Origin of the sequence: Modestobacter sp. I12A-02662 (genome assembly GCF_041028325.1) — a bacterium.
GTDB lineage: Bacteria > Actinomycetota > Actinomycetes > Mycobacteriales > Geodermatophilaceae > Modestobacter.
Genome location: NZ_JABGDE010000013.1, coordinates 122,333 through 141,201 on the forward strand (window position 1 = coordinate 122,333; position 18,869 = coordinate 141,201).

An 18,869-nucleotide genomic window follows, 5' to 3' on the forward strand; every position below is an offset into this window, starting at 1 on the left:
GCGTGTCCTGGGCATGAGGTCGGCGCGGTCGGTCCGCGACCTACCATTGGCAGTCGTGCCCACCACCACCTCGAGCGCAGAGGATGTCGACGTCGCGACGTTGACCGACTTCCTGGGCTCCTGCGCTCCCTTCGACGGTTTGGAGCCGGCCGAGCTGGCCCGGGTGGCCGCGCACGCCGTCGTCGAGCAGTACGAGGCCGGTGCCGTCATCCTCGATGCCTTCGACTCCCGCGTTGCCGAGCTGTTCGTCGTGTGGGAGGGCCGGGTCGACATCTGGGTGAACCGGGACCGGCTGACCGAGCTACCGGACAAGACAGAAGGAGCAGGTGGCCTCTTCGGCTACGTCGCTGCCCTCACCGGAGCGGCCCTCAGGCCGCAGGCTGTCGCCGTCGGGAAGGTGGTCGTCATCCGGCTGCCGGCCGACCTCGTGGCACCGGCGTTCGCGTCCCGTCGCGGTGCTCGCTTTCTCGCACAAGAGGTCTGGTCGACCAATCAACGCGCGGTCGGGGTCCCCACGTACACGCTGGTCGACGACCTGGTGGCGCGCACCCCACTCGTCATCGAGCCCGAGGCCTCGATCACCGAAGCCGCATCGAAGATGGCCGAGGCCGACCTCGGATACGCCGCCGTCCGGATCGCGCCCGGACGCTTCGGCCTCGTCACCGACGCGGCCATCCGCAACGCCGTAGCGTCAGCCTGCCCGACGACGATCCCGGTGGTCGAGATCATGGTCTCCGACCCACCGGCGGTGCATCTCGGGGCGTCGGCGGCCGAAGCGCTCATCAAGGTCCTGGACCGGGCGGCGGACTTCGTGCTGGTCACTGACCGCCGAGGTGAGTTGTGCGGCGCCGTCGCACCCATCGACTTCGTGGTGTCGTCGACGACCGCCGGAGCGGCGCTGCACGAGCAGCTACGGCGCGCGACCACGGTGGCGGAGCTGCAGCAGCGCTTCCGGGAAGTACCCCACCTGGTCAGCGACCTCATGGCCCGCGGCCTGGCGTCGAGCCGGGTCATCACCGTGCACTCCGCGCTCGTGGACACCTTGGTGCGCCGCGCCATCCGTCTGGTCATGGAGGCGCACCCCGACCTGGACCGGGAGGCATTCACCTGGCTGTCGCTGGGCAGCAACGGACGACGGGAGGCGGTGCTCAGCTCGGACATGGACGCGGCGGTGTCGTTCGCCGCCGGCCTGAGCGCGGACGAGATCGCGCGCTACCGTCCTGCGTTCATCGAGATCACACACGTCCTGGAACAGGCCGGGCTCAACCACGACCTCCACGGGGTCAGCCCGGCGAACCCGGACTTCGCCCGCACGCACCGCCAGTGGGAGGCCGCGGCACGGGGATGGCTGTCCCGGCCCACGGAGGACGACGCGGTGATCAAGACCTGCCTGCTCGTCGACGGCCGGCCCATCCACGGCGACCTCGCCCTGCCCGAGGTCGCTCGCGTGTTCGGCGACCTCCGCCTGCACCCGACGACGATGAAGATGCTCCTCGCCATCTCGATCGACCGGTCCAAGGCGGCACGCGGACGGTGGCGTCGCAAGCAGATCGACCTCAAGAAGGAGGCCCTCCTGCCGATCACGAACATCGCCCGTTGGGCCGCACTCAGCGCCGGGTCACCCGCCCTGCAGACGCAGGAGCGACTGCGGGCCGCCGCCGGATCGCGCATGCTGAGCGTCGAGGACGCCGACACACTTGACGACGTGTTCGAGATCGTCCAGCAGATCCGACTCCGTCACCAGCTCGGGCAGGTCCAGTCGGGTGAGCGACCGTCGGACACGGTGCGGCCACGCGACCTGTCGTCGATAGAGGCAAGCGTGCTCGGCGAGGCGATCGGCGAGATCACCGCGATCCAGCGCCGAATGGCGACCAAGGCCAAGTACGTCCAGGACCTCTGAGGCTGAACGCCGGCGTGGGCGCGGGCGTTACGAGGGCCGCTGCTGCACGGTGGAGGCCTTGCTCGTCCTGGCGCCCTCGATGGACCTCACGTACGCCGCAGCCACCAGGTAGAGAGCACGGGCGTGACCGCCGAGAAGAGTGGCCGCACCCGGCCGTCGAGCGTCATGTTGACGGCTCGCGTCTTCGTGTCGTCGCCTGCACCGCTCGCCACCGAAGCGTGGTCGCTGACGCCTCCGCGCACGACGGGTGCAGCAGACCCGCCGGGCCTCAGCGCACGTAGTCCGCTCCGGTGATGTCGATGGTCGCGCCCGTCGTGTGCGGGCCCGGCCTGAGGCCAGGAACGCGATGACCTCAGCCACCTCCTGCGGCGGGGTCACTTCCCCCAGCGGCAGCGCTGCGGCCTTTCTGCGGCGTCCACGCCCGCAGCGAGGTCGGTCGCCACCCAGCCCGGTGCCACGCGCAGGCGAGTACTCCGTCTCTCGAACAACCTCGTGCGATGCCCTTCGTCAGCGCCAGAAGGCCCCCCTTGGCCGCCCCGTAGGCGAGGTGCTCGGCGTCATCACCTCGGTGCGAGGATCGGCTGGCGACGTTCACGATGATGCCGCCGCGCCGCTGACGGAAGTGGTTGAGCGCATGCCGGCAGAGATCAGCCGGTGCGGCCAGGTTCATAGTGAGGTTCGCGGACGATCCCGCCTGCCACTGCCCCTCGTCCTCGATCGGACTGCCGATCCACACCTCGTCAGAGGCGACTTCCTGCAGCCGAACGCTGCTTTGTCGGTCTGGAGGGCAGCGCTCGATGCCACCGGCCATGTCGACGTGCTGTTCAACAACGCGGGGTGCGGTGCAGCGCACGCGCCGTGGCCGCTCCGATGCCCCGTGACGCGCCGGTGACGAGGACCGTGCGGGCGGTCGCTCGAGGTGCCGTCATCACGCCATCGCCTGTACGTCAGTCGGCGCTACGACGCGGCCCGGCGTCGAAAAGCCATCCCGCGAGACGACGGATGCTAGTGGTGCGGCGCCATCGGGCCGGCCGGTGGGGTGGGAGCCAGCCGCACGCAGGGCGGCAGCACGACCGACCTCTCGCCGACATCGACCCGGGTGCGTCGTCCGGATCCGGAGGCGGTGCGGTGAGCGCGGTGGAACTGCCAGCGGGTCATTCCCAGGTGACCTCCTTCGACGTCTGGACACAGATGGCATCCACGAGGGCTGCACACATGCCGCGGGCCCCGCGGAACCGGCGTACGGGTTGTTCGGTCCAGTGCAGCGCCTTCGATGCCCTGACGCCGGTGCGCCTTCCGAGCCACCTTGCACCGGTTGGCGAGGGTGCTTCCGCGCTGCTGGAAGGGTTCGAGGTCTGGGTGCCCAGGACGCGCCTGGCACATGCAGGCGGCACAAGAGTCCACCGGCGTCATCACCCAGTTGCACGGGACGGTCAACGAGGCCAGACGGTCACGGTCGAGCGCCAACGGTGTCACTGCACGATGAAGACCTGGCCGGTCTCGGCACCCTCGATGGAGCGGACGTACGCCGCGGCGGCGACGTCGACCCCGACCGGCGTGACACCTGGGAAGAGATGGCCGTACGCCGCCATGCTCTCGGCGAACACCGTGGGGCTGACGGCGTTGATGCGTTGCGGGGCGAGTTCGATGGCTGCGGCACGCACAAAGGACTCCACGGCTCCGTTCACCATGGCGGCCGCGCTCCCGGTGACGATGGGCTCGCGGTTCAGGATTCCTGCGATCAGGGTGAATGAGCCGCGCTCGGCGACGTGCCGCGTGCCCTGCCGGACCAGCTCGATCTGGGCGCCGACCTTGCCGCGATAGGCGCTCAGGTAGTCCTCGGGTGTCATGTCGACGAAGTGCTTGTACGGCACGTCGCCAGCGGTACAGACCACCGCATCGAGACCACTCGCCTGAGCGAAAACCGCGGCGATCTGGTCACCGTCGGCGATGTCGGCTCGGATGTCACCGGCCGTGCGTCCGACGGTGATGACGTGGTGCCCACGCCCGGTGAGCGTCTCGCCCACCGCGCATCCGAGGCGCCCCGTCGCCCCGACCAACAAGACCCTCATGGTGCCCACCTCCGCTGCAGTTCCATGCCCGTGTCCTTCCCGCCCACCGGACGTGTCACCGTGCCGCGAGCAGGTCGGCCGGGTCCGCGAACGGCAGCTGGTGCGCCTCGGCGACCGGCTGGTTGACGAGGTCTCCCCCGAGCGTGCTCAGGCCGAGCCGGAGGGCGGGATCGACCTTGGCCGCGCCGACCACACCGTGCCGTGCGACCCGGACCAGGTAGGGCAGCGTGGCCGAGGTCAGGGCGAGGGTGGAGGTGCGGGCGACCGCCCCGGGGATGTTGGCCACGCAGTAGTGGATGACGTCCTCCTCCACGTACGTGGGGTCGGAGTGTGTGGTCGGCCGGCTGGTCTCGAAGCAGCCACCCTGGTCGATGGCGATGTCGACGACCACGCTGCCCGGCCGCATCGCGGCGATCATCTCCCGGCTGACCAGCTTTGGTGCTTTGGCGCCGGGCACGAGGACTGCGCCGATCACGACGTCTGCCTCGGCCACGTAGGCCGCCGTCCGCGCTCGATTGGGGGTCACCAGGTCCAGCCGCCCGCCGAAGATGTCGGAGAGATAGGCCAGCCGAGCCGGGTTGGTGTCGAGGACCCGCACTATGGCCCGCATGCCCAGCGCGATCTTCGCCGCCTCGGTGCCGGCAACCCCGCCGCCGATGATGAGGACCTTCGCCGCGGGGGTGCCCGGGACGCCGCCGAGCAGGATCCCAGCCCCGCCGGCGGGGTTCTCCAGATGGTGCGCGGCGGCCTGGACGGCCATCCGGCCGGCGACCTCACTCATGGGCGTGAGCAGCGGGAGCTTGCCGTCGGCGGTCTGCACGGTCTCATAGGCGATGGAGTCGATCCGCCGCTTCAGCAAGAACTCGGTCAGCCCGCGGTCGGCGGCCAGGTGCAGGTAGGTGAACAGCTGCTGGCCCGGACGGAAGCGGTCGTACTCCGCGGGTACCGGCTCCTTGACCTTGACGATGAGGTCGGCGGCGGCGAACACCTCGTCGGCGGTCGGCACGACCTTGGCGCCGGCCGTGGCGTACTCGTCGTCCGCGAACCGGGACCCAGCACCGGCGCCGGCTTGCACGACCACCTGGTGACCATCGTGCAGGAGTTCCACGACCCCATCGGGGGTGAGTGCAACCCGCCTCTCGTTGTCCTTGATCTCGCTCGGTACTCCGACGACCAGCGTGCTCATGGCGTGTCTCCTCCGGTGGTCGCCCCGTGCGGTGGCACCGGAGCGAGGGTTGTCGAGTCACGACGCCAGGTGCCGTCGTGGGTTCGCAGGGACGGGTGACCGTCCGTCGTCAGAGCAGGTCTTGGGCCTGGGTCAGCGTCGCCCGCAGGATCTGCTCTATCTGGTCAAACTCGGCCTGGCCGCAGATGAGCGGCGGAGCCACCTGGACGACGACGTCACCCCGGTCGTCGGGGCGGCAGTACAGGCCGTTGTCGAACAACGCGCCGGGCAGGAAGCCGCGCACGAGCCGCTCCCGCTCCGCGGCGTCGAAGGTCTGCCGGGTGGCCTTGTCCTTGACCAGCTCGACGGCCCAGAAGTAGCCGTCCCCGCGGACGTCGCCGACGATCGGCAGGTCCAGCAGCTTGCCCAGGGTGGCGCCCAGCGCGGTCTCGTTGTCCAGCACGCGCTGGTTGAGCCCCTCCCGCTCCATCAGGTCGAGGTTGGCGAGCGAGACGGCAGCGGCCACGGGGTGGCCGCCGAAGGTGTAGCCGTGTGGAAAGGCCACGTTAGGGCGCAGGAAGGGCTCCATCACCCGCTCCGAGGCGATCATCGCGCCGATCGGGCCGTACCCGGAGCTCATCCCCTTGGCGCACGTGATCAGGTCAGGGACGTAGCCGAACTTCTCGCAGGCGAACGTCGCACCGTGCCGGCCGAAGGCGCAGATGACCTCGTCGGAGACGAGCAGGACGTCGTGCCGGTCGCAGATCTCGCGGACCCGCTCGAAGTAGCCCGGCGGCGGCACCAGGCAGCCGCCGGAGTTCTGCACCGGTTCCAGGAACACCGCGGCGACGGTGTCGGCGCCCTCGAAGAGGATGGCCTCCTCGATCCGGTCGGCGGCCCACAGCCCGAAGGCCTTCGGGTCGTCGGCAAACTCCGGGTGGCGGTAGAGGTTGGTGTTGGGCACCCGGAAGCCGCCCGGGGCGAGCGGCTCGAAGTCCTTCTTCATGGCGGGCAGCCCGGTGATGGCCAGGGCGCCGTGTGGGGTGCCGTGGTAGGCCACCGCCCGGCTGATCACCTTGTGCTTCTGCGGCTTCCCGATCAGCTTGAAGTACTGCTTGGCGGCCTTCCACGCCGACTCCACCGCCTCTCCCCCGCCGGTGGTGAAGAAGACGCGGTTCAGGTCGCCGGGCGCGAGGCCGGCGATCCGCTCGGCCAGCTCGGCCTGCACCGGGGTGGTGTAGCCCCACACCGGGAAGTACGCCAGCTCGGCGGCCTGCTTGGCGGCCGCCTCGGCGAGTTCGCGACGCCCGTGCCCCACCTGGACGACGAACAGCCCGGACAGGCCGTCGAGGATCTTCCGGCCCTGGTTGTCCCAGATGTAGGCACCCTCGCCGCGGGTGATGACCGGGACCGGCGTCTCCGGATGGCGGCCCTGGCGGGCGAAGTGCATCCAGAGGTGGTCCGCGGCACGCGCGGCCGTCGCATCCGGGATCCCGGCCGGGGGCTGCTCGATCGAGGTGGTCATGTCGGGCTCCTCGTGGCTTCGGGGTCGGACGAGCGCTGCCACGAGTCTGCTGACACCTGCCCTCGTCGTCACCCGACGATCTGTACCGGCCTCCGCGATCGGCCCGACAGTCCGTAGGGACAGAGCGGCATGTCCGACTGGCCGAAGTGATCGACCCGCCGCCGATGCGGGATCGCCGACACGGCTATGGGAGCCGGCGCAGCACCTCGTCGACGCTGCGCCTGATGTGCTCCTCGACCTCGGCGGCGATCGTGGACTCGTCGCCCTCCTCGATGACGCGGACCAGCCGACGGTGGAGCGTCGCATCCCGCTCCGGGTCGTGTCGCACCGCCTGGTCCACGGTGAGCGCGATGTGTATCTGCGATCCCACCAGCGGCCAGATCTTGCGCAGCGTCGGGCTGTCGGCCTGGTCCCAGATCGCCTTGTGCAGCCCGATGTGGGTCACGTGCGCCTGCAGGTCGTCCGCGCGCTCGATGGCGGCGAGGTGACGCGCCAACGCCTCTCGGACGCCGTCCATCGCCGGTCCGTGCGGATCTTGCGACAGGCGCAGGGCCGCCATGGTCTCCAACGTCATACGAACTTCGGCGACGTCTCGCAGTTCATCGGCCGTGGGTTGCGCGACGTGGATCCCCTTGTAGGGCACCTGGACAAGAGCCCCCTCGTGGACCAACTGCTGGAGCGACTCCCGCAGGGTGGGGCGGCTGACCCCGAGTGCTTCGGCGAGGTGGACCTCCTTGATGCGCTGGCCCGGTTGCAGCTCGCCGGTGAGGAGCGCGCGCCTGATCCGCGTCGTGACCTCCTCCCGCCGGGTGGACGAGACGACCACCCCGCCTCGCAGGGTCACTGCCGGTTTCGGCACACACATCTCCCCACGTACACATTGCCTGACAGTCCTCATCGATTGTCCATGATCGCCAACGCCTGCGCGCAGAGCCACGAGGCGGGCCGTCCCAGGGCACCGCATCGACCGCTGGACGGTGCGCCCCGATGAGCCCGAGCGTGAGGGCCAACTGCAGGCCCGGGGCCGTCTCCGCCGAGGTCTACGTCACCCGATCGATCGCCCGCATCGTCGCGTGCAGCCGGACCATCCCGGGCTGGTGGACGTCGCCCCGCAACGACCCCCGACGGTCACCGGTGGGGCCCCTCGCGTGTGACCTCGCCGACGCCCCAGGGATCCTGCCGCCCTGGCGCGCCGCCACCGCCCGGCAACTGGTACGACCTGGCGGCGAAGAGCGGCGCCAACGTGCACGACTTCGAGGGGTGGCGCAGGCAATGACGCTGCTGAAGCAGGGCCGTATCGACGCCACGGTCACCGACCGCCTGACCTTCCTGTACTGGCAGAAGACCACCGGTGACACGAGCCTCGGGGTGGCCGCGACGACGGACCAGTCGCACAACGCCTTCGCGTTCCGCCCCTGAGGCCGGGTCGCCGGACACGTGCCAGCGGCGATGCTCGGACCGATCGAGGCAGCGGCCGCTGTGGTGCCGGTGGCGTACAGCAGCCGCACGGGCGCCGGACCGGTGCTGCGGCACACCTACGGTTTCCGGGGCTCGGAGCGGGATCTGCACCGCATGGGACTCCTGGACGCCGGTGACCTCCCACCGCTCAAGGCCCGGGTGCTGTTGGTCGCCGCGCTGTGGTCGGAGCGCGACCGCGACGCCCAGCGGCGGGTCTTCGCCGCCCACGCGCTCCCCTGACACCTCACCGTCGAGCGGGGCCGACCCTCACAGGCAGCGGTGGACGGCCTGCCAGAACCAGTCTGTCCCGTCGCCCGGACCGCCGTAGCCGCGGGTGGTCAGCAGCACCGCCACCAGGTCGCGGTGCGGATCGACCCAGCCGGTGGTGCCGGTGCCGCCGTCCCAGCCCCACCGGCCGGCCGCCTGCCAGGGCTCTCTGCCGCCGGTGTCCACCCCGACCTGCAGACCCCACGACGTCCCGGCGGGCAGGAAGTCACCAGCGCCGCGGCGCTGGGCGGGCGTGAGGGAGTCGCTGGTCATCGCCGCGACCGAGGCCTGGCGCAGCACCGGCGCGCCGCCGTCGGCCAGCGCGCAGAGGAAGGTCAGCACGTCCTCCGCCGTGGACACCAGCCCGGCGGCCAGTCCCTCGAACCGCGGGGCCCGGGCCGCGCGGCCGTCGGCCGCGTCCAGCAGCCGCAGTCGGCCGTCCTGGGGCAGGTAGGCGGCGGTGAGCCGGGATGGGTCGACGGCGGAGAACCCGGTGGACCGCAGCCCGAGCGGACCGGTGACCCGCTCGGCGAGCAGTTCGCGCAGCGGCCGATCGGTGGCGCGGGCCAGCAGGACCGACAGGACGTCGGTGCTGCAGTGGTAGGTCCAGCGCTCTCCCGGCTGGGCGAGCAGCGGCAGCTCCGCCCATCGGGCCAGGTACTCGTCGGGCCCGACGCCCGGGGACTCCGGCCCGGGGCCGATGCCGGCCGCGGCGACCGCCCGGTCGAGCGGCGAGCCGTCCCAGGGCCGGCCGAACCCGGCGGTGCTGCTGAGCAGGTGCCCGACGGTGATCGGGACGGACGCCGCCACGGTGTCGTCCAGGGGCCCGCGCGGGGTGTGCAGCACGCGGGGCGCGGCGAGCTCGGGCAGCCAGCGGGCCACCGGGTCGTCCGGGCGCAGCACGCCGTCCTCGACCAGGGCGAGGGTGAGCGCCCCGGCGAACGGTTTGGACAGCGACGAGAGCCGGAACAGCGCGTCCGGGCCGGCCGGGGCCCCGCCGAGGGTCAGGCAGCCGCCGGCGCGGACCTCGATCTCGCCGCGGTACCGGACGGCGGCGGCCCAGCCGGGCACGCGGCCGTCCTCGACCCGGGCCTGCAGGGCGGACCACACGGTGACGAACCGGGACAGGTGCGACATGCCGGGGCCTCCTGGGGACGACGCGCTCGTCGTCAGAGACCGTCGGCATCCAGCGGACTCATCGCTGCCGGCCGGGTCCGGGAACTCAGGCCGGCCCCGACCCGGTCCGCAGCGGTGCCGCCGGCGTCGTGTGGCACATCAGCAGGGCCGCTCCCGATGCGGTCAGGACCGCGCCAGCGAGGAAGGCCACGGGGATGCTGCTGGTCGCCGCCACCACGCCGAGCAGGACTGGACCACCGCTGAACCCGAGGTCGATGAAGACGGTCGCCGTCCCGGCTGCGCTGCCGCGCTCGGTCGGCGGAACGCGGCTGAAGACCGCGGCGAAGGCGGCGGGCGTGAGGAAGGCCGTTCCGACGCCCAACACGGCCGCGCCGGCGACGAGGGCCCATGCCGTGGGGACGACGGCGCAGAGCACCAGCCCCGCTCCGCTCACCCCCAGTGCGAAGGCGGACAGACGCAGCGGGGGCAGCCGGTCGGGCAGGGTCGCGAACACGACCCGGCAGGTCACCACCACGCTTCCGAAGACGGCGGGAACGGTGCTCCACAGGTCCAGGCCCAGATCGGTGGCGTACAACGCCGCGAACGCGAGGAAGCCGGAGACTGCCGCCACCCCGGTGGACAGTCCCAGTCCGGGGACCAGCGCGGCAGGATGGAACAGCGGCGCGGGAAGACCGGCTTCGACGACGGCCTCGAGCGTCTCGGGTACCCGGACGGCGAGCAGCGCGGCGGCTCCCAGCAGCAACGCGGTGGCGGCCCACACCAGCGGGAAGCCGCTCCAGCGGAGCAGGGCCTGCCCCATCAGGGGGCCGGCCGCCAGGCCCACGTACAGGGCCAGCGAGTTGTAGCTCAACGCCTCGCCGGCTCTGCCCGGCTGCGCGAGGTCGGCCAGGGCGGCGAACCCGGCGACGAAGTACAGCGCCTCGGCGGCACCCAGGAGCAGTCGCAGGACCACCAGCCAGGCCGGCTCGGTGACCAGGAGGTGACCGAGGACGAGCACGGCGAACAGGGCTGCGCCGCCGATCAGCAGGGGGCGCCGACCGCGGCGGTCCGCCCAGCGGCCGGCCAGCGGGCGGAGCGCCAGGGTGGTGACGCTGAACGCCCCGACCGCGAGGCCGACCGCGGCCGGTCCACCACCCAGGGGCCCGGTCACGAAGAACGGGGTGACCCCGATCAGCACCCCGCCGGCCGTGCAGTACGCCAGGTCGGACAGCGTCAAGGCGATGAAGGCGGGGGTGAACAACGTGTCCGGGGACCGTTGCATGGCCCGGCACGCTACTCGCGGGAGACGGTGGACGGACCTCCTCTCGACCGCAGCCGGTGAGCCGGCGCGGATGGCGTCCGCCGGTCACTCAGGCGACCGGCGCGCCCCCGTCCCCGACTCAGGAGACCTTGATGGCCGAGACGTCGAACTCCACCTGGACCCGGTCGCTGACCAGCACACCGCCGGTGTCCAGCACCGTGTTCCAGGTGAGGTCCCACTCGCTGCGCTTGATCGCCAGCGCGCCCTCGAACCCGACCCGCAGGTTGCCGAAGGGGTCCAGCGCGGAGCCGGTGAGGGTGAAGTCGATCGACACCGGACGGGTCACGCCCTTAATCGTCAGATCGCCGGTGACCTGGTAGACCTCGGCGTCGACCTGCTCGACCTCGGTCGACCGGAAGACGATCTCCGGGAAGCGCTCCACGTCCAGGAAGTCCGCGGACCGCAGGTGCGCGTCGCGGTCCGGGACCCCGGTGTCGACGCTGGCGGTCGCGATGCGCAGCTCGACGCTGCTGGCCGCGGGGTCCGCCACGTTGAGGTGGGCGGTCCCGGCGAACTCGGTGAAGGACCCACGGACGGTGGTCACCATGGCGTGCCGGGCGCGGACGCCGATGCGGGTGTGCGCGACGTCGACGGAGTACTTCCCGGTCACGTCGGCGAGCGCACTGGTGGCTGCATCGAAGTCCGTCGCGGCACCCTCGGGTGCGCGGTGCTTGGCCACGGGTCGGTGCTCCTCGCTCGGGTGGGTGGACAGGTGGAGTGTCCCCGATGGTCCTCCCACGCGCGGCACGTGGCCCTGCGGGGGGGACGGGGTGTCGCCGTCGCCCGCTCGACCACCGGGCGATCCTGCGGGCACGGGAGCCGCGGAACGCGGACGAGGCCCCACCCCCGTCGGGGTGGGGCCTCGTCGGCGGGTCAGGCCGCTGCTGGGGTCAGTACCAGTTCTTGGCCTTGGAGTGGGACCACGCGCTGCACGGCGAGCCGTACCGCGACTCGATGTAGATCAGCCCGGCGTCGATCTGGCGGTACGGGTCTGAGGTCTTGGCGATCCCGGTGCTCGCCCAGGTCGAGTTCAGGAACTGCGGGATGCCGTAGGCGGTGCTGGAGGGGTTCTGCGCGTTGGGGTTCCAGCCGCTCTCCTTGCCCCACAGGTTCTCGAGGCAGGAGAACTGCGACGAGTCACCGCCGACCTTGGCGAGCGCGTAGTCCTGGTACGAGCCCGATGCGGCGACGCTGCCGGACCGCGGCGCCGGGGACTCCTCCTTGGCGGCCCGGGCGGCAGCAGCCTCCTCGGCGGCCTGGGCCTCGGCGGCGAGCCGGGCCTCCTCCGCGGCCTTGGCCTCGGCGGCGAGCCGGGCCTCCTCGGCGGCCTTCGCCTCAGCGGCGGCCTGGTCGGCGGCAGCCTGGGCAGCGGCGGCCGCGGCCTGCTCGCCCTCCCGCTGGCTGCGCTGCGCGGCGAGCTCACCGAGCCGCTCGCCGACGACGCCGTCCGCGACGACGCTCTGCTGCGAGGTCAGCCCGAGGGTGGCGGCGACGCTGACCGGCTCGGCCGTGGCCTGGGCCGCGGGCTCACTCGTGGCGAGCACGTTGACCATGATCGCGCCCGCGGCGGCGGCCGCCAGGTAGATGGCGGGACGGCGGAAGCCGGCCGGGGTGCGCCGGCTGCGGCGCGGGGAGTCGGTCCCGACCGTGGCGTCCGCCTCGGCCAGCGCGTGGACGTCGGTGGCAGGAACCTGCTCGATCGAGGTGTGCGCGTTGGTGCCGTGGGACATGAAGAGAGGGGCTCCGGATCTTCCGTGGCCGCCTACCGAGTTAGCTGACGGGTTCGGGCTGGAAGTCGCCCTACCCGTCCCAGGCACACGTGTGCCCGAGGCGGGATTCACCCCAGTGCTGCGGTGGGTCCCCGGCTCGCTGCGCGCAGCGACTCGGCGGCATCCGGTGCGGGCTCCCCCGGGTGGGGATCTGTCGTCCGACCGAATACTGCCAACGTACGGGCCGTTACCTGGCCGTGACAATCGCCGGGGCCCGATTTCGTCGTGATCTGCCACTCGTTGCGCAGGACGCCGAGGTGTGGCAGCACCCCTGGGGCGGGTGTGACGGGTGCGCTCAGGGCAGTCGCCAGACCGTCGTCCGGCGCACCTGCTCCCCATCGGCGTCCGGGACGTCGTACTCAGCCGCCGCGATCAACCCCTCCCGCGGCACGTAGGCCCGGCCCGGGTCGCCGAGCAGCACGGTCGCGCCGCGGAGCCAGGCCTGGCCGAGGAAGGGCAGCACCCGGGCGGTCATCTCCCGGTCGTAGCAGACGTCGCCGGCCAGCACGACGTCGACGGCGGGGGGCTCGCCGTCCAGCACGTCGCCCACCACCTCGATCCCGGACACCCCGTTGACCTGCTCGTTGAGGGCGACGGCGGTGTGCGAGTACGGGTCGACGTCGCTGGCGACGACCGCGGCCGCACCGGCCCGCAGCGCGGCGACGGCGACCAGCCCGCTGCCGGCGCCCAGGTCGAGGACCCGCCGACCGGCGACGACCTCCGGGTGGTCCAGCACGTAGCGCGCCAGGGCCTGGCCGCCCGGCCAGGCGGCGGCCCAGAACGGCGGGTCCTGCCCGGCGCCGCCGACCTCGGTCTCCATCGCCTCCCAGAGGGCCACGACGTCGTCGGCGACGTGCAGCTGCACCTCGGGGACCAGGGACGGGCGGGCGAGCCGGGTGTGGCCCTGCAGGAAGGACGGCGGGACGGCGCGCGGAGCGGACACCCCGTCAGTGGACACCGCGACCGGGACCGCGGACCGGCCGGGTCCTCGGGGTCAGTGGCGGCGCTTGCTGCGCACCACGGTCACCGGGCACGGCGCGTGGTGCGTGATCTGGTCGCTGGTCGACCCGAGCATCAGGCCGGCGAAGCCACCCCGGCCGCGGGCGCCCACCACCAGCAGGTCGGCGTGTTCCGCCGACTGGATCAGCGCCTTCACCGGTGCGACGTGCACGACGTGGCACGTGACCTGGCGGGCCCGCTCGGCGCCGAGCGCCGCCACCACGTCGGCTTCGAGGTCGGTCAGGACCGCCTTCTCGTAGTCGGTCATCGGCGGGACGTAGCCCACCTCCCAGCTGGACGGCTGAGGCGCGGTGGCGATCCGCCAGCTGCGCACCACGTGCAGGGGCCAGGAGGCACGCTCGGCCAGCCGGGCCGCCCACTGCAGGGCGTCCTGCGCGCAGGCGGACCCGTCGTGGCCCACGACCACGCCCCCGTCGATCACCGCCCGGGTCGAGACCTCGTGCTCGCCGCCCGGCTCGCGGACCGCATCGTCCCGCTCCGCCGTCCGTGCCGCGTCCGCTGACTGGTCGGTCACCGTCGTCCTCCCCTGGCCGCACCCGGCACCGCGCCGGGACCTGTCCCACCCTGGCGCACGACGGGCCGGTCGGGCCAGGGACAACCGCGCGCCGTCGATGTGCCCGCGGCCTGCAGCTCGGATCGCGCGGGCCGCCTACCTGCACTTGACTGGATCACGAGCCGGCGTCCGTGCCGGCCGGCCGGCGCTGCGCCGGCCGTGGAGCGAGGAGATCGGGAGAGAGGGCGTCCATGGAGCACTTCACGATCGCCACCGTCGCCGAGCAGAGCGCCGACTTCCGTCGGGTGCTGTGGACGGGCGAGCACACCCAGCTGGTGATCATGACCATCCCGCCGGGCGGGGAGATCGGCGAGGAGGTGCACGACGTCGACCAGATCCTGACCTTCGTCAGCGGCACCGGCCAGGCGCAGGTCGGTGGTCAGAAGAAGAACGTCGCGCAGGGCGACCTGGTGGTCGTCCCGGCGGGCAAGAAGCACAACTTCGTCAACAACGGGGTCAACCCCCTGGTGCTCTACACCGTGTACGGCCCGCCGGAGCACGCCGACAAGGCGGTGCACCACACCAAGGAGGAGGCCGACGAGCTCGAGGAGCAGGGCAAGGACGAGCCGCCGACGTCCGACTGATGACCCCCCTCGGGCGGGGCGGCGCTGCCCCCCGCCCGAGGGGCCTGTCCACAACCCCGCCGTCCTGACCGGAGGCACCCATGGCCCATCCCACCGTCGCCGCCCAACTGGTCGAGATGCTGCGGGACGCCGGGGTCCGCCGGGTCTACGGCGTCGTCGGCGACAGCCTCAACCCGATCGTGGACGCCATCCGGCACACCGACGGGATCGAGTGGGTGCACGTGAGCAACGAGGAGGGCGGCGCGTTCGCCGCCGCCGCGGAGGCCCAGGTGACCGGCCGGCTCGCGGTCTGCGCGGGCTCGTGCGGTCCCGGCAACACCCACCTCATCCAGGGGCTCTACGACGCCCACCGGAGCGGCACGCCGGTGCTGGCGATCGCCTCGCACGTCCAGTCGCAGGAGATCGGGACGGGGTTCTTCCAGGAGACCCACCCGGAGCGCGTCTTCCAGGAGTGCTCGTACTGGTGCGAGGTGGTCACGCCCAAGCAGATGCCGCACGCCCTGCGGGTGGCCGTCCAGACCGCGGTCGGCAGGCGCGGGGTCTCGGTCGTGGTGCTGCCCGGCGACCTCGCCGCCGAGGAGTCCGGCGGGCCGACCGAGGCCATGACCCTGGTGACCGAGCCGTCACCGGTGCGGCCGGCCCCGGACCAGGTCGCGGCCCTGGCGGAGGCGATCAACTCGGCCCGCACGGTGACCCTGTTCTGCGGCGCCGGCTGCGCGGGGGCGCACGACGAGGTGATGGAGCTGGCCGGCCGGGTGCTCGCTCCCGTCGGGCACGCCCTCGGCGGCAAGGAGGTCATCCAGCACGACAACCCCTACGACGTCGGGATGAACGGGCTGCTGGGCTACGGGGCGGCGCACAAGGCCACCCACGAGGCGGACCTGCTGGTGCTGCTGGGCACCGACTTCCCGTACACGAACTTCCTGCCGCAGCGGAGGACGGCCCAGGTGGACGCGGACGTCTCGCACCTGGGCCGGCGCACCCCGCTGGAGGTCGCCGTGCACGGGGACGTCGGCGAGACCATCCGGGCGCTGCTGCCGCTGCTCGAGCAGAAGAAGGACCGGCGCTTCCTCGAGTCGATGCTGCGCCAGCACGCCGAGGCGCTGGAGAAGGTGGTCGGCGCCTATGCGTCGCGGGTGGAGCACATGCGGCCGATCCACCCCGAGTACGTCGCGGCGCAGCTGGACGAGCTGGCCGCCGACGACGCGGTGTTCACCGTGGACACCGGGATGTGCAACGTGTGGGCGGCCCGGTACCTCACGCCGAACGGACGGCGGCGGGTGATCGGGTCGTTCAAGCACGGGTCGATGGCGAACGCGCTGCCGCACGCGGTGGGAGCGCAGTTCGCCGACCGCGACCGGCAGGTGGTCTCGATGAGCGGCGACGGCGGGCTCGCCATGCTGCTCGGCGAGCTGATCACCGTCCGGCTGCACCGGCTGCCGGTCAAGATCGTGCTGTTCAACAACGCCTCGCTCGGCATGGTGAAGCTCGAGATGATGGTCGACGGGATCCCGGACTTCCAGACCGACCACGAGCCGACGGACTTCACCGCGATCGCCGAGGGTGTGGGCATCCGGGCGATGCGGGTGGAGGACCCGCGCGACGTCCGCGACACCCTGGTGCGGGGGCTGGCCGAGCCCGGTCCGGTGCTCATGGAGTTCGTGACCGACGCGAACGCGCTGTCGATCCCGCCGGCGATCACCGGCGAGCAGATCCGCGGGTTCGCCGCGTCGGCGACCAAGACGGTGCTGGGCGGTGGCGTGGGCAAGATGATCGACCTGGCCCGCGCCAACCTCCGGAACGTGCCCCGCCCGTAGCCGCCGGGCGGGACGGCCCGCCCGGCGGATCAGGCGGCGTTCGCGCCGGTGGTGCGGCTGCCGTACCAGCTGATCAGCAGGTGACTGCGGACGGCGGCGGGCAGCGCACCCCAGCGCAGCAGCGCGGCGCGGGCGGGCAGTGCGCTCGCCGCGGCCAGCTGCCCCAGCTCCCGGACCCGCTCGGGGCGCGGACTGAGCGGACTGCGGTCGTGCAGGCCGGTGGCCAGATGGCTGTCGAAGGCCACGAGGATGTCGGCCTGGTGCGCGGGATCGAACCACTGGGGGCTCCGCAGCGAGCCCCGCTCGACGTCCTGACGGATCACACCGCCCTTATCGGCAGGACGCAGCCGCCCCGCTACTCGATCGGGGCGACCATGAGCCCACCGCCACAGTCGTCACAGCCGCCACTCGAGGTCGGGCATCGCGGGCCGGCAGTGTCCAGCAGCTGCCGGGCCCAGAAGGGGGCTCCTCATCCGCCGGGACGGTCGGGGGCAGGCTGAGCCCGGGCGGCCGGGTGGTGCGGGTGACCCCGGAGGTCCAGCTGCTCCAGCAGCTCGACCTGGAGAGGGGATACGACAGTTCTTCCTCGTCAGCGGCCCGACGACGGCCGGCAGACGCCGGAGCGGGCGGGCGGTGCGCGAGGCGGGCCGCGCCTCCGCGGAGCCGTCGGACCCGCCGGGCAGACTGCCGGCCGTGGAGAACTCCCCCGACGCCGTCGTCGCCCGGCTGCGACCGCTGTTCGTCGCCGTCCGCGACGCGCTGGCCGCCGGGGTCGCCGTGAGCCGCCGGATCCACGCCGATCATGGGTGGCAGCCCTCGGCCGACCGGCACCTCGACCACCAGCTGGTCCGGCGCGAGGCCATGGAGCGGCTCCGGCCGTTCGGCGCGCACCTGGACGACGGCCCGCTCAGCGGCCAGCTCGACCTGCTCGACCTCGGCACGGACAACCTGGGGCTGCCGATGAGCGGGCTGATCCTGCACACCGCGACCGACGTGGTCCGCGTCTGGCACAGCGACGACGGGGAGCCGCCCGCGGCCGACACCCAGGGGCTGCGCGAGTTCTACCGGCAGGCCCCGGTCCAGCAGACCCAGCTGGCCCTCGGTGCCTCCGACGAGCGGCAACCCGGCCGCGCCCACCTGGCCCTGCTCTGGGCCGACGGGCAGCTGCCCGGTGGGCGCACCGGCCTGGTCCGCCTCGACCTGGTCCGGCCGCGCGGCTCGACCGGCCGGCGGGTCGACGTGGACTGGCACGTCGGCCTGCTGGACCGGCTCGGCGACCGGGCCGCCTGAGGTCGGACGGGCAGTCAGGGGAAAGCCGGGAGGAGTCAGCAGGCGACCGACAGCCACTGGGACGTACTCCACGGCACCCCAGCGGGTGCGACCGGCGCCACACCACGCACAATGTCGGGGTGCACAGAGGCAGGAACGTAGACCCCGGAATCGCCCGCTCGTGGCTGTTGGTGAACGGCGCTCGCAAGGAGCTGTTCGACGAGGCCCACGACTCGCGCGCCGACCAGATCATCCTCGACATCGAGGACGCGGTCGACCCGGCACGCAAGCCCGACGCCCGGGCCGACGTCGTGGACTACCTGTCCAGCGGCGAGAAGAAGGCGTGGGTGCGGATCAACGACCACTCCACCCCGTTCTGGGCCGACGACGTCGCCGCGCTGGCCGGGCTGCCCGGTCTCAACGGCGTGATGCTGGCCAAGACCGAGCTCGCCGAGCACGTCACCGAGACCTTCGACCGGCTCGGCGGCGCCACCCCGGTGCTCGCGCTGGTCGAGTCCGCGCAGGGCATCGAGGAGGCGGTGAACATCGCCCGCGCCCGTGGCGCGTTCCGGCTCGCCTTCGGCAGCGGCGACTACCGGCGCGACACCGGTACCAGCGCCGACGACCTGGCGATGGCCTACCCGCGGTCCCGCCTGGTCATCGCCAGCCGGGTCGGCGGGCTGCCCGGCCCGATCGACGGCCCGACCGTGAGCACCAGCCACCCCATCCTGCGCGAGCAGTCGGCGCTCACCGTCTCCCTCGGCCTCACCGGCAAGCTGTGCCTGCAGATGGACCAGCTCCCGGTGATCAACGAGGTGATCAGCCCGACGCCGTCGGACGTCGCCTGGGCCCGCGACTTCCTCGCCGACTTCGAGGCCCGCGGCCGCGTCATCCGCGACGGCAGCGACCTGCCCCGCCTCGGCCGGGCGCGGAAGATCGAGAACCTCGCCAGCGCCTTCGGCGTCGAGCCCAGCTGAGCAAGGACCCTCCTGCCCGCCGCCGCTCGCAGGCTCGCAGCGGGCCCCTGCAGGAG

General features: G+C 72.5%; 20 protein-coding genes and 1 riboswitch. Of the genes, 8 read left to right on the top strand and 12 right to left on the bottom strand.

Features of this window, described 5'->3' with window-relative positions:
- Nucleotides 1–55 precede the first annotated feature (55 nt).
- Nucleotides 56–1,900: a putative nucleotidyltransferase substrate binding domain-containing protein gene (locus HL189_RS18950; protein ID WP_369135280.1), complete on the top strand. Its 1,845-nt coding sequence runs from the start codon at nucleotides 56–58 to the stop codon at nucleotides 1,898–1,900.
- Between the two features lie 352 nt (nucleotides 1,901–2,252).
- Here HL189_RS18950 and HL189_RS18955 read toward each other — a convergent pair whose 3' ends face one another.
- Nucleotides 2,253–2,564, bottom strand: coding sequence for an SDR family NAD(P)-dependent oxidoreductase (locus HL189_RS18955; RefSeq protein ID WP_369135341.1), 312 nt, complete (start codon nucleotides 2,562–2,564; stop codon nucleotides 2,253–2,255).
- Here HL189_RS18955 and HL189_RS18960 point away from each other — a divergent pair.
- Complete coding sequence (locus HL189_RS18960) at nucleotides 2,448–2,792, top strand: hypothetical protein (protein ID WP_369135343.1); 345 nt, start codon at nucleotides 2,448–2,450, stop codon at nucleotides 2,790–2,792. The genes HL189_RS18955 and HL189_RS18960 overlap by 117 nt on opposite strands.
- Before the next feature lie 580 nt (nucleotides 2,793–3,372).
- Here the strand turns inward: HL189_RS18960 and HL189_RS18965 are convergent.
- The 4 genes from HL189_RS18965 to HL189_RS18980 form a co-directional block, all read right to left on the bottom strand.
- Nucleotides 3,373–3,972 carry a short chain dehydrogenase gene (locus tag HL189_RS18965; protein ID WP_369135281.1) on the bottom strand — a complete coding sequence of 200 codons (600 nt, stop codon included), beginning with the start codon at nucleotides 3,970–3,972 and terminating at the stop codon, nucleotides 3,373–3,375.
- Nucleotides 3,973–4,027: 55 nt separating this feature from the next.
- Nucleotides 4,028–5,158, bottom strand: a complete 1,131-nt coding sequence (gene ald, locus HL189_RS18970) for an alanine dehydrogenase (protein ID WP_369135282.1) — start codon at nucleotides 5,156–5,158, stop codon at nucleotides 4,028–4,030.
- A 109-nt stretch (nucleotides 5,159–5,267) separates the two neighbouring features.
- Complete coding sequence (locus tag HL189_RS18975; RefSeq protein ID WP_369135283.1) at nucleotides 5,268–6,662, bottom strand: aspartate aminotransferase family protein; 1,395 nt, start codon at nucleotides 6,660–6,662, stop codon at nucleotides 5,268–5,270.
- 184 nt (nucleotides 6,663–6,846) lie between these two features.
- Complete coding sequence (locus HL189_RS18980) at nucleotides 6,847–7,488, bottom strand: GntR family transcriptional regulator (RefSeq protein ID WP_369135284.1); 642 nt, start codon at nucleotides 7,486–7,488, stop codon at nucleotides 6,847–6,849.
- A 446-nt stretch (nucleotides 7,489–7,934) separates the two neighbouring features.
- Between HL189_RS18980 and HL189_RS18985 the strand changes: the two genes are divergently transcribed.
- Together HL189_RS18985 and HL189_RS18990 are read left to right on the top strand one after the other, a co-directional pair.
- Complete coding sequence (locus tag HL189_RS18985; protein ID WP_369135285.1) at nucleotides 7,935–8,081, top strand: hypothetical protein; 147 nt, start codon at nucleotides 7,935–7,937, stop codon at nucleotides 8,079–8,081.
- 18 nt (nucleotides 8,082–8,099) lie between these two features.
- On the top strand, nucleotides 8,100–8,360 hold the full coding sequence (locus HL189_RS18990; protein ID WP_369135286.1) for a hypothetical protein: 261 nt from the start codon (nucleotides 8,100–8,102) through the stop codon (nucleotides 8,358–8,360).
- A 27-nt stretch (nucleotides 8,361–8,387) separates the two neighbouring features.
- Here HL189_RS18990 and HL189_RS18995 read toward each other — a convergent pair whose 3' ends face one another.
- The 6 genes from HL189_RS18995 to HL189_RS19020 all read right to left on the bottom strand — a co-directional run bounded on the left by HL189_RS18995 (nucleotide 8,388) and on the right by HL189_RS19020 (nucleotide 14,127).
- Nucleotides 8,388–9,524, bottom strand: coding sequence for a serine hydrolase domain-containing protein (locus HL189_RS18995; protein ID WP_369135287.1), 1,137 nt, complete (start codon nucleotides 9,522–9,524; stop codon nucleotides 8,388–8,390).
- A gap of 85 nt (nucleotides 9,525–9,609) precedes the next feature.
- Complete coding sequence (locus tag HL189_RS19000) at nucleotides 9,610–10,785, bottom strand: MFS transporter (protein WP_369135288.1); 1,176 nt, start codon at nucleotides 10,783–10,785, stop codon at nucleotides 9,610–9,612.
- Between the two features lie 118 nt (nucleotides 10,786–10,903).
- A complete protein-coding gene (locus tag HL189_RS19005; protein ID WP_369135289.1) occupies nucleotides 10,904–11,503 on the bottom strand; it encodes a YceI family protein in 600 nt (199 codons plus the stop codon).
- A 211-nt stretch (nucleotides 11,504–11,714) separates the two neighbouring features.
- The gene (locus tag HL189_RS19010; RefSeq protein ID WP_369135290.1) at nucleotides 11,715–12,554 is read right to left on the bottom strand and encodes a transglycosylase SLT domain-containing protein; all 840 of its coding nucleotides are present in this window, start codon (nucleotides 12,552–12,554) and stop codon (nucleotides 11,715–11,717) included.
- A gap of 14 nt (nucleotides 12,555–12,568) precedes the next feature.
- Nucleotides 12,569–12,723, bottom strand: a riboswitch (cyclic di-AMP (ydaO/yuaA leader).
- Between the two features lie 165 nt (nucleotides 12,724–12,888).
- Nucleotides 12,889–13,536, bottom strand: coding sequence for a methyltransferase (locus tag HL189_RS19015; protein ID WP_369135291.1), 648 nt, complete (start codon nucleotides 13,534–13,536; stop codon nucleotides 12,889–12,891).
- 51 nt (nucleotides 13,537–13,587) lie between these two features.
- Nucleotides 13,588–14,127 (bottom strand): universal stress protein, encoded by a 540-nt coding sequence (locus tag HL189_RS19020; RefSeq protein ID WP_369135292.1) that lies wholly within the window; start codon nucleotides 14,125–14,127, stop codon nucleotides 13,588–13,590.
- Nucleotides 14,128–14,357: 230 nt separating this feature from the next.
- Between HL189_RS19020 and HL189_RS19025 the strand changes: the two genes are divergently transcribed.
- Nucleotides 14,358–14,750: a cupin domain-containing protein gene (locus HL189_RS19025; RefSeq protein ID WP_369135293.1), complete on the top strand. Its 393-nt coding sequence runs from the start codon at nucleotides 14,358–14,360 to the stop codon at nucleotides 14,748–14,750.
- Between the two features lie 80 nt (nucleotides 14,751–14,830).
- Nucleotides 14,831–16,567 (top strand): pyruvate dehydrogenase, encoded by a 1,737-nt coding sequence (locus HL189_RS19030; RefSeq protein ID WP_369135294.1) that lies wholly within the window; start codon nucleotides 14,831–14,833, stop codon nucleotides 16,565–16,567.
- A 29-nt stretch (nucleotides 16,568–16,596) separates the two neighbouring features.
- Here the strand turns inward: HL189_RS19030 and HL189_RS19035 are convergent, their stop codons facing one another.
- Nucleotides 16,597–16,890 carry a hypothetical protein gene (locus tag HL189_RS19035; protein WP_369135295.1) on the bottom strand — a complete coding sequence of 98 codons (294 nt, stop codon included), beginning with the start codon at nucleotides 16,888–16,890 and terminating at the stop codon, nucleotides 16,597–16,599.
- A gap of 370 nt (nucleotides 16,891–17,260) precedes the next feature.
- Between HL189_RS19035 and HL189_RS19040 the strand changes: the two genes are divergently transcribed.
- Nucleotides 17,261–17,857 (top strand): hypothetical protein, encoded by a 597-nt coding sequence (locus HL189_RS19040; protein ID WP_369135296.1) that lies wholly within the window; start codon nucleotides 17,261–17,263, stop codon nucleotides 17,855–17,857.
- 119 nt (nucleotides 17,858–17,976) lie between these two features.
- On the top strand, nucleotides 17,977–18,813 hold the full coding sequence (locus tag HL189_RS19045; RefSeq protein ID WP_369135297.1) for a CoA ester lyase: 837 nt from the start codon (nucleotides 17,977–17,979) through the stop codon (nucleotides 18,811–18,813).
- Nucleotides 18,814–18,869: the final 56 nt, after the last annotated feature.

Coding starts and splice junctions, on each gene's coding strand:
- HL189_RS18965 (WP_369135281.1), bottom strand. CDS start 3,972: ATGAGGGTCTTGTTGGTCGGGGCGACGGGGCGCCTCGGATGCGCGGTG.
- ald (WP_369135282.1), bottom strand. CDS start 5,158: ATGAGCACGCTGGTCGTCGGAGTACCGAGCGAGATCAAGGACAACGAG.
- HL189_RS18975 (WP_369135283.1), bottom strand. CDS start 6,662: ATGACCACCTCGATCGAGCAGCCCCCGGCCGGGATCCCGGATGCGACG.
- HL189_RS18985 (WP_369135285.1), top strand. CDS start 7,935: ATGACGCTGCTGAAGCAGGGCCGTATCGACGCCACGGTCACCGACCGC.
- HL189_RS18995 (WP_369135287.1), bottom strand. CDS start 9,524: ATGTCGCACCTGTCCCGGTTCGTCACCGTGTGGTCCGCCCTGCAGGCC.
- HL189_RS19000 (WP_369135288.1), bottom strand. CDS start 10,785: ATGCAACGGTCCCCGGACACGTTGTTCACCCCCGCCTTCATCGCCTTG.
- HL189_RS19010 (WP_369135290.1), bottom strand. CDS start 12,554: ATGTCCCACGGCACCAACGCGCACACCTCGATCGAGCAGGTTCCTGCC.
- HL189_RS19025 (WP_369135293.1), top strand. CDS start 14,358: ATGGAGCACTTCACGATCGCCACCGTCGCCGAGCAGAGCGCCGACTTC.
- HL189_RS19030 (WP_369135294.1), top strand. CDS start 14,831: ATGGCCCATCCCACCGTCGCCGCCCAACTGGTCGAGATGCTGCGGGAC.